General features: G+C 41.2%; 15 protein-coding genes. 14 read left to right on the plus strand and 1 reads right to left on the minus strand.

Annotated elements, in window-relative coordinates:
- The first annotated feature begins 361 nt into the window (after positions 1-361).
- Positions 362-736, plus strand: a complete 375-nt coding sequence (locus ACQKFO_RS02095; protein WP_427596644.1) for a GNAT family N-acetyltransferase — start codon at positions 362-364, stop codon at positions 734-736.
- A 28-nt stretch (positions 737-764) separates the two neighbouring features.
- On the opposite strand, the gene ACQKFO_RS02100 is transcribed toward ACQKFO_RS02095, so the two are convergent.
- Positions 765-1,286 (minus strand): DUF309 domain-containing protein, encoded by a 522-nt coding sequence (locus ACQKFO_RS02100; protein WP_427596645.1) that lies wholly within the window; start codon positions 1,284-1,286, stop codon positions 765-767.
- A gap of 183 nt (positions 1,287-1,469) precedes the next feature.
- Here ACQKFO_RS02100 and ACQKFO_RS02105 point away from each other — a divergent pair, with 183 nt between their 5' ends.
- From ACQKFO_RS02105 to ACQKFO_RS02165, 13 genes are all read left to right on the plus strand, one after another.
- On the plus strand, positions 1,470-2,231 hold the full coding sequence (locus ACQKFO_RS02105; protein ID WP_427596646.1) for a segregation/condensation protein A: 762 nt from the start codon (positions 1,470-1,472) through the stop codon (positions 2,229-2,231).
- Positions 2,221-2,814, plus strand: a complete 594-nt coding sequence (gene scpB / locus ACQKFO_RS02110) for an SMC-Scp complex subunit ScpB (protein ID WP_427596647.1) — start codon at positions 2,221-2,223, stop codon at positions 2,812-2,814. The genes ACQKFO_RS02105 and scpB overlap by 11 nt, the downstream gene beginning before the upstream one ends.
- 172 nt (positions 2,815-2,986) lie before the next feature.
- Positions 2,987-4,153, plus strand: coding sequence for a D-alanyl-D-alanine carboxypeptidase family protein (locus tag ACQKFO_RS02115; RefSeq protein ID WP_427596648.1), 1,167 nt, complete (start codon positions 2,987-2,989; stop codon positions 4,151-4,153).
- Complete coding sequence (locus tag ACQKFO_RS02120; RefSeq protein ID WP_148969506.1) at positions 4,146-4,739, plus strand: nucleoside recognition domain-containing protein; 594 nt, start codon at positions 4,146-4,148, stop codon at positions 4,737-4,739. Before ACQKFO_RS02115 ends, ACQKFO_RS02120 begins: the two co-directional genes overlap by 8 nt.
- Positions 4,740-5,267: a spore maturation protein gene (locus ACQKFO_RS02125; RefSeq protein WP_044340130.1), complete on the plus strand. Its 528-nt coding sequence runs from the start codon at positions 4,740-4,742 to the stop codon at positions 5,265-5,267.
- A gap of 724 nt (positions 5,268-5,991) precedes the next feature.
- Positions 5,992-6,723: a pseudouridine synthase gene (locus ACQKFO_RS02130; RefSeq protein ID WP_148969505.1), complete on the plus strand. Its 732-nt coding sequence runs from the start codon at positions 5,992-5,994 to the stop codon at positions 6,721-6,723.
- A gap of 259 nt (positions 6,724-6,982) precedes the next feature.
- The gene (gene resA, locus ACQKFO_RS02135) at positions 6,983-7,513 is read left to right on the plus strand and encodes a thiol-disulfide oxidoreductase ResA (protein WP_427596649.1); all 531 of its coding nucleotides are present in this window, start codon (positions 6,983-6,985) and stop codon (positions 7,511-7,513) included.
- Between the two features lie 34 nt (positions 7,514-7,547).
- Positions 7,548-9,215, plus strand: coding sequence for a cytochrome c biogenesis protein ResB (gene resB / locus ACQKFO_RS02140; RefSeq protein ID WP_427596650.1), 1,668 nt, complete (start codon positions 7,548-7,550; stop codon positions 9,213-9,215).
- A complete protein-coding gene (gene ccsB / locus ACQKFO_RS02145; protein ID WP_427597771.1) occupies positions 9,199-10,374 on the plus strand; it encodes a c-type cytochrome biogenesis protein CcsB in 1,176 nt (391 codons plus the stop codon). The genes resB and ccsB overlap by 17 nt, the downstream gene beginning before the upstream one ends.
- Positions 10,375-10,490: 116 nt before the next feature.
- Positions 10,491-11,207 carry a response regulator transcription factor gene (locus ACQKFO_RS02150; protein WP_169213665.1) on the plus strand — a complete coding sequence of 239 codons (717 nt, stop codon included), beginning with the start codon at positions 10,491-10,493 and terminating at the stop codon, positions 11,205-11,207.
- Complete coding sequence (locus tag ACQKFO_RS02155) at positions 11,204-12,970, plus strand: ATP-binding protein (RefSeq protein WP_427596651.1); 1,767 nt, start codon at positions 11,204-11,206, stop codon at positions 12,968-12,970. Before ACQKFO_RS02150 ends, ACQKFO_RS02155 begins: the two co-directional genes overlap by 4 nt.
- Positions 12,971-13,250: 280 nt before the next feature.
- Positions 13,251-13,805 carry an RNA polymerase sigma factor SigX gene (gene sigX, locus ACQKFO_RS02160; protein WP_427596652.1) on the plus strand — a complete coding sequence of 185 codons (555 nt, stop codon included), beginning with the start codon at positions 13,251-13,253 and terminating at the stop codon, positions 13,803-13,805.
- Positions 13,777-15,018 (plus strand): hypothetical protein, encoded by a 1,242-nt coding sequence (locus ACQKFO_RS02165; protein ID WP_427596653.1) that lies wholly within the window; start codon positions 13,777-13,779, stop codon positions 15,016-15,018. Before sigX ends, ACQKFO_RS02165 begins: the two co-directional genes overlap by 29 nt.
- Positions 15,019-15,580 lie beyond the last annotated feature (562 nt).

A 15,580-nucleotide genomic window follows, 5' to 3' on the forward strand; every position in this document is an offset into this window, starting at 1 on the left:
TAGAAACATAGTCTTTAAGTATATCGTACTTAAAGACTACTTTTTATGCATTTTTAATTACATACTTTAACAAATATTGATTTTACTATACAATAACAATGACATATATAGATGAATATAGTGTAGACAAAGGAGTCATTTATGAAGATCAGCAATACGGGATTGTTCTTGTTTTTATTAATATCAGGCATAGTATGGGGAGTCATATACTGGCTGTTCCTGGCTGGAAACTGATTGGTTAAAGTTGATTAATAAAAGTAAATTTAGTAAGATAAATAAACGTTCATATCAATTAAATTTCTAGTTTTTGTCTATAATAGGAAATAAATAGATTAGGCATAAAACATGACGAGGGGTAAATATGTTAATTCGGTATAAAAAGGCGTTTGAAAAGATCGCAATGGGATTATTATCTTTCATGCCAAATGAAAAGGATTTGAAGAAGCTTCAACAGACGATGAAGCAATACGAAACTGAAGATAATTGGCAGCTCTTTTTATGGAAAGAAGAGGACATAGTAGGTTTAATTGGAGTATTCAAGACAGATAGCACTTTAGAAATTCAGCATATATCCGTTAATCCATCCCATCGGCACGAAGGAATTGGGAAATCAATGGTGAAGCATCTTAGAGACATGCATTCTGAGCATGAAGTGAAGCCGAATTCAGAGACCGCTTCATTTTTTGAGAAGTGTGACGAAATCGATCAAGAGAAGGTTACAGACGAAGAACAATAAAGAGGACGGCCACCGGATCAGCAGGTGGTCAGCCTCTTTTTTTTCGTTTTAATGCATTTTTTCGCTCTAAAATTACTTCTGAACGGTCACGCAGGGAATGTCTATGAATGAGCTCGATATTATTTAAATCACTTGGAGAACACCAGGAGTACCCATTGTCCTCGCACAGTGATTGGACCTGCTTTTGTAGAGAGGCATCCGTCAGGGGAATATTGATGCTGCTATAGGGCTGATTGGTACTTAGTCCATGGGTGATATCAACGAGCTTTTCCAGAAGTTTCACAGGGTGGATACCTAATCGGGAAAGTTCATCCTGATTCAGCTCGATATTATGAACGGCTTTCTTAAATGTCCGGGCAGCTCCTGATAGATTACCTCTTCTGTAATGATACAAACCCACGGCAACCTGGATTAAACCTACCCAATGGGAAGAACGGTTCTTAGGATCTGCATATTTCCAATGTTCTTCCAACACTTCGTGGCACTCGAAGTAATCACGATTTCCGTGGAAATACATTAAGAATTCTAAGTAAGGTTTAGGGTAAACCATGTGAGTCCCTCCTTTATTATGAAATATCGTTTGAGTATTTAAAGTGTAGCATATTCTCCATCTTTGCCAAAACGACAGGTACATCCTGTTTATGCAAAAACTTTCTATTGGAGAATAGTGGTCAATCTACTATACTATTAAGTAGCGATCAGGAATGACTGTAATTAGAAATTTGGTGATAAAGTGGAATACAATGTGAAGATTGACGCTTTTGAAGGTCCGTTAGATCTTCTTTTGCATCTGATTAATTCGTTGGAAATTGATATATATGATATTCCTATGGCTCAAATTACTGAGCAGTATATGTTATATGTACATACGATGAAGAGTTTGCAACTTGATGTTGCGAGTGAGTACTTAGTGATGGCCGCTACATTACTGGCGATTAAAAGTAAAATGCTTCTCCCGAAACATGATGACGGCCTTTTAAACGATGAAATTGAATTCGAAGAGGAAGATCCACGTGATGAATTAGTTGAGAGGTTGATTGAGTACCGCAAGTTTAAAGAAGCTGCCAATGAGCTGAAGCACCGTGAGGAAGAACGGGGACAAGTGTATACGAAACCCCCTAGTGATCTCTCGGAATTTACGGAAGAGGCGGATTTAAAGAATAGCGAGGTTCAAGTGTCTCTATATGATATGTTAGGAGCTTTTCATAAATTACTGAGGCGTAAGAAGCTGCAAAGGCCAGTACAAACCAGAATAACGAGACAGGAAATATCCATTGAGAAAAGAATGAATGATATTCTTCATAGTCTGCGAAATATCAAAGAGCGTACACCCTTTACAAGTCTCTTCCCATCTGATGATAAAGAACATCTCGTTGTTACTTTCCTTGCCGTGCTTGAATTGATGAAGCGAAAACAGATCATTGTCAATCAAGAGAAAAACTTCATGGAAATATTTGTTGAAGCAGGAGAGGAGGTAGGTCTAGTTGAACAATAGTAATTGGAAAGGTATCCTCGAAAGTTTACTGTTCGCAGCTGGTGATGAAGGTCTCTCGTTGAAACAAGTATGTTCTGTATTGGAAATCGGGGATCAGGAAGCGATAGCTGTCATCGAAGAGCTAAAGTCAGATTACGAAAAGGATCCCGATCGGGGGATTTATATGATTGAGATAGCAGACACCTTTCAATTGGTGACAAAAAAAAGCAACGCCGATTACTTAAAGAGATTGGTTGAGTCACCAAATGTAAGCTTTTTATCGCAGGCAGCTCTTGAAACACTTGCCATTGTCGCTTATAAGCAACCGATCACGAGGATGGAGATTGAACAAATCAGAGGTGTTAAAACCGAGCGTCCCATTCAGACCCTTACGTCAAAAGGACTGGTGAAGGAAGTTGGAAGAGCAGAAGGGACAGGTCGTGCCTACTTATTTGGTACGACAAAAGAATTTCTGGACTATTTCGGATTGAAGAGAATAGAAGAACTTCCTCCCCTACCTGAAAATATAGAGGACGAATCCATGCAAGATGAAGCAGACTTGTTTTTTGAGAAATTTCAAGAAACGATGGAATCGAAAGAGTAGACCTGAAACAAATAAGAATAGAATCACGAAAAGACACAGCAGAGAAACTCTGCTGTGTCTTTTCGTGGGATAAAGCCAGAAATTGAACCCTTAGTGTGAATTCCGGATTTTCATTCATATTACCCCTTGTCCTGCATAAACTTGTACAAACACGTTAGAATTAAAGGAGTAGATGGGTGTGAATCGTAAGAGAGTGAAATATTACATATATTATATTCTTATCCTCACCTTGCTATTTGTAGTCGTTTCCAATGAAGTTCAGGCCGCCCCTTCTGTCAGTTCACAGCGGGCGATATTAATGGATCAGGAGACGGGCCGGATTCTGTATGAAAAGGATGCACACAGTCAAAGTCGGATTGCAAGCATCACAAAAATCATGACGGCGATCCTTGCCGTGGAGTCCGGAAAGATGGATAAGGAAGTAACGGTATCATCGAATGCTGCTGGAACGGAAGGTTCCTCCCTTTATTTGAAAGCGGGAGAGAAAATCAAGCTGGAAGATCTCGTGTACGGGCTGATGCTGAGATCCGGGAATGATGCGGCGGTGGCTATAGCAGAATATGTTGGGGGGAGTCTTGACGGATTTGCTTATATGATGAATGAAAAGGCAAATGAAATCGGTATGAAAAATACGAATTTCTCCAATCCTCATGGCCTCGATGACCATGAAGACCACTACTCCACTGCTTACGATATGGCAGTTCTGACTAGATATTCAATGGAGAATGAAGTATACAAGGAGATTTCAGGAACGAAAGTGCATACAGCTCCAAATCCGGAAGAAAAATGGGACCGTAAGTGGAAGAACAAAAATAGATTATTAACAGAATTGTATAAACATAGTACGGGTGGGAAAACGGGATATACAAAACTGGCCAAAAGAACGCTTGTTTCCACAGCTTCCAAGGATGGGGAGAACCTGATTGCCGTTACACTAAATGGACCTGATGATTGGAATGATCATATTGGAATGTTTGAATACGGGTTTAAGCAATATGATTATAAAATCGTCCTGGAAAAAGGTACGATTGAAAAAATGGATGACGATATTTACAGGGATCATGCCTATCTTAAACGGGAATCTGTCCTAACCCTTCAAGATGATGAAGTGGATGATGTGAAGGTAGAGTACAAAATGTTAAAGCCTAAAGAGGAATGGTTGAAGAATAAAAATGTACCTGAAGTAGTAGGGAAAGCTGTCGTGTATTTAGAAGACGAAGAAGTAGACACTCTTCCCATTTTCTATAAAACAACGGTTGAAGCTGAAAAAGAAAAGAGCTGGTGGAAATTCTGGGCCTATTCCTTTGAGTCCTTTATAGGGGTCAGGGATCATGGTTAATCTCATATGGGTTGGGATGACCATCATCGGTTTAGTGTTCGCCATTATCAATGGCAAGATGAAAGAAGTAAACGAAGCCATTTTCACTTCTGCAAATGAAGCCGTTACCCTCTGTATAGGGTTGGTCAGTGTATTGGTGTTTTGGTTGGGAATCATGAGGATTGCCCAGGAAGCGGGATTATTGGATAAACTTGCCAGGTTGTTCAGACCCTTTGTCACCCGGTTGTTTCCAGAGGTGCCAGATAATCATCCTGCGATGGGGTATATATTATCGAATATGATGGCGAATATGTTCGGTCTTGGAAACGCAGCAACACCTCTTGGCATTAAAGCGATGGAGCAATTAAAGGAACTGAACGGTGGAAGAGACTATGCCAGCAGGTCAATGATTACCTTCTTAGCCATTAATACGTCGAGTCTTACCATCATACCAACAACTGTCATTGCGATCCGGATGAAATATGATTCTGCTTCCCCGACTGAAATTGTGGGACCAACCTTGATCGCGACCATGCTCTCAACCATAGGAGCCATATTGATAGACCGATATTTTCATTATAGACGTACTCGTAGAGAGGTGAAGTAGATGCAATGGATATCCACGATATCATTATGGCTGATCCCCATTATGATCGGCTTCATTTTAATCTATGGAACACTCAAAAAGGTACCAACGTATGAAGTGTTCGTCGATGGGGGAAAAGAAGGCATTAAAATTGCCGTGTCGATCATTCCTTTTCTCATTGGTATGCTTGTAGCCATTACCATTTTCAGAGAATCAGGAGCACTTGAGTTCTTTGTGAATCTCATCCGCCCGGGATTGCTCGCACTCGGGATTCCCCCTGAAATTGTACCACTTGCCATTATCAGGCCCATTTCAGGAACAGCTGCCCTGGGTATGATGAGCGATATAGTCGCTACCCACGGGCCGGATTCCTTTATCGGGAGACTTGCATCAACCTTACAGGGAAGTACCGATACCACCCTATACGTACTGACCGTCTACTTCGGGGCGGTAGGTATCCGGAAGATGGGAGACGCCCTCAAAGTTGGATTACTAGCTGACGTCGTAGGAATCGTAGCTGCAATCTTCATCGTCACGGTTATGTTTTAAGGGTGGGGTTCTATTAATAAGGCAATTGTCGTATAATTTGTTGCTATTTTTAAAGATGAAAGTAGTAGATGATTTCCGCTCCAGGTTTCCGTGGTGCTGCGGAGAGTCTCTTCAGTTGAGAACCTGGGGTCTCACCCGCTGGATTTTGGAATTCAATATATTTTATCATTCTCTTAACCTGCTTCTTTCTTATCTGTGAAAGTGACCTTTTCAAAATCTATTTCTTTATTAGGTTTATTGGGATCTTATGCGTGCCTTTCAATGTCCTTTTTAAATTGTAATCCAAGGCAACCGTGAATTTGGTCCTCGCAAAGATGTGAAATAACTCAGAGTGGATTGTAGGGGAGGGCACTTGACTCCTGCGGGAAATAGAGGAAAGGTCGAGACCCCACAGGGCAAAGCCCGAGGAGGCTCGACTTCCTCCCCGCGGAAAGCAAGTGCCTGGAGCGGAAAGGAACGGTCCATATTTCAACACTACCACTTATATAAAAAACAAAATCAGCGGATTGGTTCCCTCACCAACCAGCACACACTGATTGAAAGAGCCCAGGCAGACAATAATTTAAAAACAACTTTTTTGTAAAAAATCTATTATAAAGGAAATAATAAGGTATAAAGAAATCGACTGAAAAGGTCGATTTTTCTTTATACCTTTCTATTTTGCCTGGATTGTGTAATAATTCATGAAGACAAATGTATTGAAAATTAAATGAGGTGAAAGACCGTGGAACGATTACAAAAGGTTATTGCTCATAGTGGCGTAGCGTCACGACGAAAAGCCGAGCAATTAATTATAGAAGGTAAAGTAAAGGTCAATGGTACAGTAGTGAAAGAATTAGGAACAAAGGTTTCAAATTCCGATAGAGTTGAAGTGACAGGTATTCAAATCGAAAGAGAAAATAAAGTGTACTATATGCTCTATAAACCAAGAGGAGTCATTTCAGCTGTGACTGACGATAAAGACCGTCAAGTCGTAACGGATTTCTTCCCTGAAATAGAAGAAAGAATCTATCCGGTAGGAAGACTGGACTATGAGACGTCAGGTATCCTTCTTCTAACCAATGATGGGGATTTCGCTAACTCCCTTATGCATCCAAGTAACGAAATTGAAAAAACGTATGTAGCGAGATTAAAAGGGATACCACCTAAGTTCAAAATCAGAGAACTTGAAAAAGGGGTTAAACTGGAGGACGGCATGACGGCTCCAGCCAAAGTGAAAGTATTAAGCATTGATAAGAAACAAGGAAAATCCATCGTCGAAATTACCATTCATGAGGGCAGAAACCGCCAAGTACGGAGAATGTTTGAAGCCCTAGGATATCCGGTTCAAAAGCTGAAGCGAGAAAGATATGCATTTCTTACTCTACATGGTTTGAACGCAGGAGAAGGACGGGAACTTACTCCCCATGAAGTGAAACAGCTAAGAACACTTGCTGAAACGGGAAGCATTAGATAGAGAATAGCATGGAAAGTGTCACATATCCTTCATATAATTTACACTATCTATAAAGTGATAAATGATATAATGGGAAAGGAATTTCACCCTGGAATATAAGGGATTTTTCCCTGCTTATTATGAAGGAATGGAACATTACATTATGGCAGGGACTGGTCTCATAAGTGAATTCTTATGACATCAGGCCCTTTGCTACTGTAAAGAGAGAAAAAACTTTTCCATTTTTTGAGAACGATTTCAATATGGGAGGCACACGTACATGGATAAGAAAAAACGCAGATTACTCATCCGGACCATAATCCTCATTGTACTGACTTCTGCGGTTGCATATACCCTGTATGCCAACTTTACGAAGGATGAAAGAGGGAAGTTGAAGGTGGGAGATCAAGCGCCTGACTTTGTTTTAGAGGATATGCAAGGGAATAAACATCGTTTGTCCGACTATGAGGGCCAAGGGGTATTCCTGAATTTCTGGGGAACATGGTGCAAACCATGTGAAAGAGAAATGCCTTATATGAATAATCAATATGCGAAATATAAAGATCAAGGTGTACAGATATTGGCTGTTAATGTGGGGGAATCGGATTTTCTTATCAATCGATTCGTATCGAAACACGGGTTAGAGTTCCCTATTGTAGTGGACGAGGAAGAAGAAGTTCAAAATGCGTACGGCATTGATCCGTTACCAACGACATTCCTCATTAACCCTCAAGGTGACATCGAAAAGATCATTACTGGAACGATGTCAGAAAACGATATCATTGAAGATTTAGAGAGCATTAAGCCTTAGTTCAGCAGTTTAACTTGATATAAGGAGTTTTAACATGAAAGAGATTAAATGTGTATGCGGTCATGTAAACCCGAATGGTACCGTTCTCTGCGAATCCTGTGGACGCGCATTAACGGATGAAGCGAAGAACGAGAAGCTTCATGACATGCGATACGAGGGTAGTGCTAGACGTTCCCAAACGTATAACAAATCGGTTGTCGACAAGATTTGGAATTTCTTTTCATCTGTTAAGGTTGGCGTATGGTTAATTGTCATCACACTAATCGCCTCTGCAGTTGGTACGATCTTGCCCCAGGAACAGTATATTCCGAATGGACAGCCTGCAAATGAATACTATGAAGATGTATACGGCTTTTTTGGAGAGTTATATTACACGTTAGGGTTCCATGATTTATATAGTTCATGGTGGTACCTACTATTGATCGCATCGATTGGCGTTTCCCTCGTGATCTGCAGTCTGGACCGGGTGATTCCCCTCTATCGTGCCCTTAAGAATCAACGTGTTTCCAGACATGCTGGTTTCCTGAAGAGACAACGAATCTATGGGAAAACAGAAATGGTAGAGGTCAATGATTCTATAAATAAGATTAAGGAAAAGTTAACTCAAAAAAAATACAAGATCCGGGAAGAAGACGGAAACATCCTTGCAGAGAAAAATCGTTTCTCTAGGTGGGGTCCCTATGTCAATCATATAGGTCTTATCATTTTCCTTTTCGGGGGCATGCTGCGATTCGTTCCCGGTATGTATATTGATGAAACCGTGTGGATCCGTGAAGGGGAAACAAGGGCCGTCCCTGGTACGAAACAAGAATATTACTTAGAAAATAAAGGGTTTACGTTAGAGACATACGATAAAGATAAAGACAAAGAAGTATTTGGGGAAGCCATTGATAAGAATGGAACCATCGCGAAGAATTTCCAATCTGACGTGGTACTGTATAAAGAATCCGGAGATAAACTTCCAGGGCAAACAGCTGACCGGGAAGTGGAAAAAGAGGATTCCATTAAAGTGAACCACCCCCTTAAATTCGGGAATTTCGCTGTCTATCAAACCAGTTACAAGTTAGACGAATTTAAATCAATGTCCTTTACATTTGATAATAAAGAGTCAGGGGACAGCTTCGGTAAATTTACCGTCGACCTATTTGATCCACAAGATACCTATGAATTTGAAAAAGGGTATAAAGTAGAATTGATGGGATATTATCCTGATTTCTCTGGATTTAATGAACAAGGAGAACCGCAAACCAAGTCTCCTCTACCGAATAATCCTGCATTCCTTTTTAAATTGTTTTCGCCTGAAAAGCCCGATGGTGAAGTGAGCTTTGTAGGAATCCAGCAAAATCTGGAACCGCTTGGTGACAATGAATATAAATTGTCATTTGCGGGTGTTGAGACAAGAGATGTATCTGCTTTGACCGTTCACAAGGATCTCACACTTTGGATCTTAGCCGTAGGTGGAGCCATCTTTATGATAGGTGTCGTACAAGGTGCTTATTGGCACCACCGAAGAATCTGGATCAGGCGAAGTGAAGACGGAGTCATCGTAGCCGGTCATACGAATAAAAACTGGCATGGATTAAAAAATGAAATCAACTTCGTTTTGGAAGGTACCGGAATACAGGAACCTGAAGATCAACAACAAAAAAACGAAGCAAGGAGGAATGAAGATGTCAACGATAACAATGGCAGAGTGGAGTAGTAATTTACTCTATGTATCCTTCATGATGTATTTGATTGCTACGTTGTTTTTTGGTGGAAGCATCCGCCAAAAGAATACAACTGAAACGAATCAGCAAAAGTGGGGATTGATTGGAATTGTTTTAACCCTTATCGGATTTGCCGCTCAATTAGGCTACTTCATTTTAAGATGGGGGGCAGCTGGACACGCTCCAGTAAGTAATTTATTTGAATTTACAACCTTTTTCGGAATGATGCTTGTTGGGGCCTTTATCATTCTTTACTTTATGTATAAAACAACGATACTGGGTGTCATTGCATTACCATTTGCACTTTTGGTGATCGCCTATGCCAGTATGTTCCCTAAGGACATTAGTCCTTTGATTCCTGCTCTTCAAAGTGATTGGTTGAAAATCCACGTCACAACTGTTTCAGCAGGGGAAGCGATTTTATCCATCAGTTTTGTGGCAGGGTTGATCTACTTATTGAAATCGGTGCAACATACAAAAGGAAGTAAACAATCGTTTTGGCTTGAAACCGTCATGTATTCTTTAGTGGTCGTATTAGGGTTTGTAGTTGCATCAACTGCTTTTACCCTGGCAAATTACGAAGCGAATTTTCAGTATGTCGATCAAGAAGGGGCCGAAGCGATTTCTGAATACACACTGCCGGCCCTTGTCGGACCGAATGAAGGACAACTATTAACTGACAAGGTAATGGAGCCGCTGGTGGAAATGCCAGCCCTCATCAATGCTAAGAAACTTAATACCGTTATTTGGTCGTTTCTGATTGGAACTGGAATTTATCTTCTATTACGCTTAATCTTTAGAAAGCGAATAGCTGCGAAATTACAGCCATTGGTGAAAAATGTGAATTTGGACCTGATGGACGAAATCGGTTACCGCTCAGTATTAATCGGCTTTCCAGTCTTTACATTGGGAGGACTTATCTTCGCAATGATTTGGGCTCAAATTGCCTGGACTCGATTCTGGGGATGGGATCCCAAAGAAGTATGGGCTTTAATTACTTTCTTATTCTATGCAGCATTTCTGCATCTGCGCCTCTCCAAAGGATGGCACGGTGAGAAGTCTGCATGGTTAGCCGTCATCGGGGTTGCCATTATCCTATTCAACCTGGTTGCCGTTAACCTCATTATCGCAGGATTGCATTCATACGCTTAAATAACGAACGGGAGGGAGCTGGCCATAACGAGAGTGATATTCTCTTTGAGTCAGCTTCTTTTTTCATATAAAATATAGGATAATATGGTTTAATTAGACAAAAGGGGGATGTACCCATGGAGGAAAATATTCGAATTTTAGTTGTAGATGATGAAGACCGGATTCGTAGACTGTTAAAGATGTATCTTGAAAGAGAAAACTATGAAATTGATGAAGCCGAAAATGGAGAGGAAGCATTAGCGCTGGCTCTGGAGAATAATTACGACTGTATCTTACTGGATATCATGATGCCCGGGATGGACGGGATCGAAGTATGTAAGCACCTTCGTGAAAAGAAAGCGACGCCCGTGATCATGCTTACTGCCAAGGGAGAAGAAGTGAATAGAGTGCAAGGGTTCGAAGTGGGGACCGATGATTACATAGTGAAACCTTTTTCCCCCCGCGAAGTGGTACTGAGAGTGAAAGCGTTATTAAGACGCTCTTCAAAGACAAGTTTTATTCAAACAGATGCCAAGGCGAAAGACCTGATTGTTTATCCACATCTTACGATTGATAATGATGCCCATCGGGTAACCGCTGACGGTAAAGATGTCAACTTAACACCAAAAGAATACGAGCTGCTATATTTCCTCGCAAAAGCTCCTGACAAAGTGTTTGACCGAGAGCACCTACTTAAGGAAGTGTGGCATTATGAATTCTTCGGTGACCTGCGTACGGTCGATACCCATGTGAAGCGATTAAGAGAAAAACTGAATAAAGTATCCGAGATGGCTGCTAAGATGATTGTTACCGTATGGGGAGTAGGCTACAAGTTCGAGGTAACAAATGAATGAGGCTGTGGCGTAGTGTTGTAGGGAAGCTATGGCTAACGATTCTGCTCTTAGTTTCCTTTGTATTATTTATCCTTACGATTCTTTTACTGGAATTCTTTCAAAACTATCACGTCGATGTGGTTGAAAAAGAATTAACCCAAACGGCTGAAAAAGTGGCGAGAGTCATTGAGAATCATAAAGACCTGGAGCTGGGGATGGAACTGGGGAAAGAAATCATCGATGATCCAGTCAATATCATTATTTCATTAGATCAAAATGAATCACTTTATTCCCAGGATTCCACAGCGTTTCAAAAGAATATTCATGAGTACATTTCAGATGATAAACAACTTCAGTCGGTGAAAACAAATGAAATCACCATCAAGAAAGAGATCGAATTATCCTCGGAAATGTCTTCGAACCGATATGAAAATGTCATCATTGTAGGGACTCCCCTTCATATTGATGAAGAAGATGGAGCGGTATATCTCTATCAGTCTCTCGGTGTTATTAAAGATACAACGCGTCAAACAACGAAACTGATCTTGCTTGCTGCGGGGATCGCCATTATTTTAACAACCATCTTTGCTTTCTTCCTTTCCACACGTATCACTGCACCGCTAAGGAAAATGCGGGAAGCAGCTTTTGAGGTAGCAAAGGGTAAGTTTGATACTAAGGTACCGATTTTGACGAAGGATGAAATCGGTGAACTTGCTACAGGATTTAACCAGATGGGCAGGCAGCTAAAGTTTCACATTAACGCATTGAGCCAGGAGAAGGAGCAGCTCTCCTCTATTTTGAGCAGTATGGCTGATGGAGTTATCACCTTTAATCGAGACGGCACGATCTTGATCACTAATCCACCTGCCGATCGATTCCTGCAACATTGGTATTATGAGCAAAGTGAAAACAGTGAAGAAGCCATCCCTACTACTGTAAAGGAATTATTGCAGAGCGTGGTCGTGACAGAAATGGAGCAGACAGGTGAGTTGAGTCTGCAGGGGCGTTCGTATGTGGTGATCATCAGTCCACTTTACAATAACAACAACATCAGGGGAGCCGTGGCGGTCGTGCGTGATATGACAGAAGAGAGAAGATTGGATAAGCTTAGGAAAGACTTTATCGCCAATGTCTCTCATGAACTCCGTACCCCAATCTCTATGCTTCAAGGATATAGTGAAGCGATCGTTGATGATATTGCTGAAACAGAAGAAGAAAAGAAAGAGATAGCCCGTATTATTTATGATGAGTCATTGCGAATGGGACGTCTGGTCAATGACCTTCTGGATTTGGCCCGTATGGAAGCGGGGCATATCACTCTAAATAAAGACGTCATTGGTGTCATGCCTTTCACCGAACGAGTGACGAATAAATTTATTGGACTGGCCAAAGAAAAAAAGGTCTCCGTTTACTTCGAAAGTGATGTAGGAATCAAAAATGAAATTCACATGGACCCTGACCGAATCGAACAAGTATTAACCAATCTGATTGATAATGCTTTAAGACATACTCCTACGGGTGGAGAAGTAACCGTTTCCCTGACGGAAAGCAAGGGTGGTTATTTATTCCATGTAAAAGATACGGGTTCCGGGATACCTGAAGAAGATCTTCCTTTCGTTTTCGAACGCTTCTATAAAGCGGATAAAGCCAGAACAAGAGGGAAGTCCGGCACTGGTCTGGGGCTTGCGATCGCAAAGAACATCATTGAGTCCCATAAAGGTCATATCCAAGTACAAAGTAAAGTCGATCAAGGGACAGCCTTCACTTTCTTTCTTCCCATTTAGCCAAGAATCGATGATATCCATAGAAACTTGACGTTTTTTCTTGTTACATGGGAAACATTCTTTATTTTTTCTCTGCAAGTAGAAAATGATGTTGAAAAAATGATGAGAATAAAGGGAAATATGGGAAGTCAACAGGGGATAAGTACCTTGTTGGCTTTTTATTTGAGGTTAAACCTATATTAAATATAAGTCTTTCCTTTTTACCAGAAAAATACTATATTGATAGTGTGTAACTTTTTTACAGAAAAAACGACTAATAAATTGACGGGGAGGGAAGCAAGTGGACTCCGTTTTTGAGAAATTATACACTGACTATCATCAGGACGTCTTTCAATTCCTTATATACATGGTACAGAATAGGCAGCAGGCTGAAGATCTGGTGCAGGAAGTATATATCCGGGTGCTTAAATCGCATGAGCGTTTTGAAGGTAAAAGCTCTGAGAGAACGTGGCTTTTTTCGATTGCAAAAAATGTAGCCATAGATCATTTTAGAAAACAGAAGAACTGGAAGAATCGGATATTGGATAAATTCGATTGGAGCCGGAACGATGTGACAGACGATGGGGCGCTTCCGGAAGAAATTACTGTTGCAAAGGAAGAAGTTAAGGTATTGTACGAATGTTTGAAAAACTGTTCGACGGATTATCGGATGGTCATTATTATGCGTTACTTACAAGAACTTTCAATAGTTGAAACATCTGAAGTCCTCGGCTGGTCTGAAAGTAAAGTGAAAACGACCCAGCATAGAGCCATAAAGTGGTTAAGAATTGAAATGAATCAACGGCTACCAAAGGAGGAAAGAGACATTGAAGCAGTCAGAATGGAAAGATCGTGATATAGAGGACCTCATCAAAAAGCTTCCTCAAATCAAAGATGATCGAACTCCTCAATCAATATATGCAAAAATAGAACGTCAGAACAAAAAGACGTTTATTGCATTTAACCGTTTTATTCCAACAGTCGCAGCATTGGCAGCCATATTCATCATGGTCATGCTTGCTCCAACCGTATTAAATCAATTCAATGAAAATAGTATGGATAAACCAGAAATGAAATCAACGGAATCATCAGGTGGGGATTCAGATACGAATTCAGCACAAGATTCTTTGGCGAAATCAAGTGATAAATCAGAAATGATACATGATGACGCCGATAAAGACCAAATGACAGTTGAAAAGGATAATAGCGAGCTTAGTATGGCTGAGACTGAAAAAGAAATTCAACCAGCTACGGCAGAAAGATTATCTTTATATGAAGAAGATTTAGAAGGGCAGGACTACTATCCTTATGGACTCGTTTCTCCGGAAGCGGTACCTGTACCTATTTCAATTGTCGATCGCCCTGCAGAGGGGGAAGAAGGCTGGTTGATCCGTCACGAAGAAATTGCAGGTGAGTTACCCGAAAGCGAGTGGGGGATGGAAGACTTTCTCCCGCTAAAAGGCCAATTTACCTTGGGTGAAAACAAAGTCATTTTCACTTTGGACCCTGAGCATTCATATAGTGGCGGTAGTGCAGTGGAATACGCTTTTTACCATTCTCTATTATACTCATTTCAACATAAGGGGTTAAATGAAGTGGTTCTTCAAGAACAAGACGGCTCAGTTCCGGAATTCAGCTCCACCGGGGAATTCTCAAGTATCGATCTTAATGAGGATGCTCATACGGCTTATTACCTTTACTCGCCAAATGGAAGGGAACGTTTCCTCGTACCGGATAATATAAATAGAGGATCTGTCAAAGAGTCCATTCAGGCAATGAAAAGCTCAGAAACGAGCCTTTTCCAAAGTGTGATTCCGAAAAACATCAATATCAGTGTAACGGAATCAGATGGATTTCTAACCATCAATTTCTTAAATGAACTGGACATAGAAACATTAGACGAAGAAACAGCCATGGAAATGATTGAAGGTATTTTACTGACAAGTAAAAGCTCCGGGTATGAAAGGGTTCAATTCGAAAACATTAAACAGGAAAGCTGGAATGGATTCATGTTCAACGAACCCATTGAGACACCAATCAGTCCGAATAAGAAAACGTTCGAAAATTAGTTATCACAGAAAGACTGGAAGCGGGAGAAACCCGTTTCCGGTCTTTTTTTTGTGAAGACATGCTTGTCGCCTCTGGTCAAGCCGCCTCCGCTTTTGGGTCATCCAGCTCCGGCGGCTAGAGGCTCGAGGTCATAAGTCAAACCTGCCAAAAAGGCAAAGTACGCCTTTCCGGCAGGTTCGCCTTATGCTTGTCGCCTCTGGTCAAGCCGCCTCCGCTTTTGGGTGTCGTCCAGCTCCGGCGGCTAGCCCCTCGAGGTCATAAGCTAAATTGGCCAAGAAGGCAAAGTGCGCCTTCCCGGCCAATTCATCTTATGCTTGTCGGGGCTGAACAAGCCGCCTCCGCTTTTGTGTCATCCAGCTCCGGCGGCTAGAGGCTCGATGTCATAAGTCGAACCTGCCAAAAAGGCAAAGTACGCCTTTCCGGCAGGTTCGCCTTATGCTTGTCGCCTCTGGTCAAGCCGCCTCCGCTTTTGGGTGTATATTTATCTCAGTCTTAGACAAACTACTCAAAGGAAAATTATCTCATTCCTTTGTGAATATTGAATGGAGGGTCTACATATAG

Origin of the sequence: Rossellomorea sp. NPDC071047, assembly GCF_050270195.1 — a bacterium.
Classification (GTDB): Bacteria; Bacillota; Bacilli; order Bacillales; family Bacillaceae_B; genus Rossellomorea.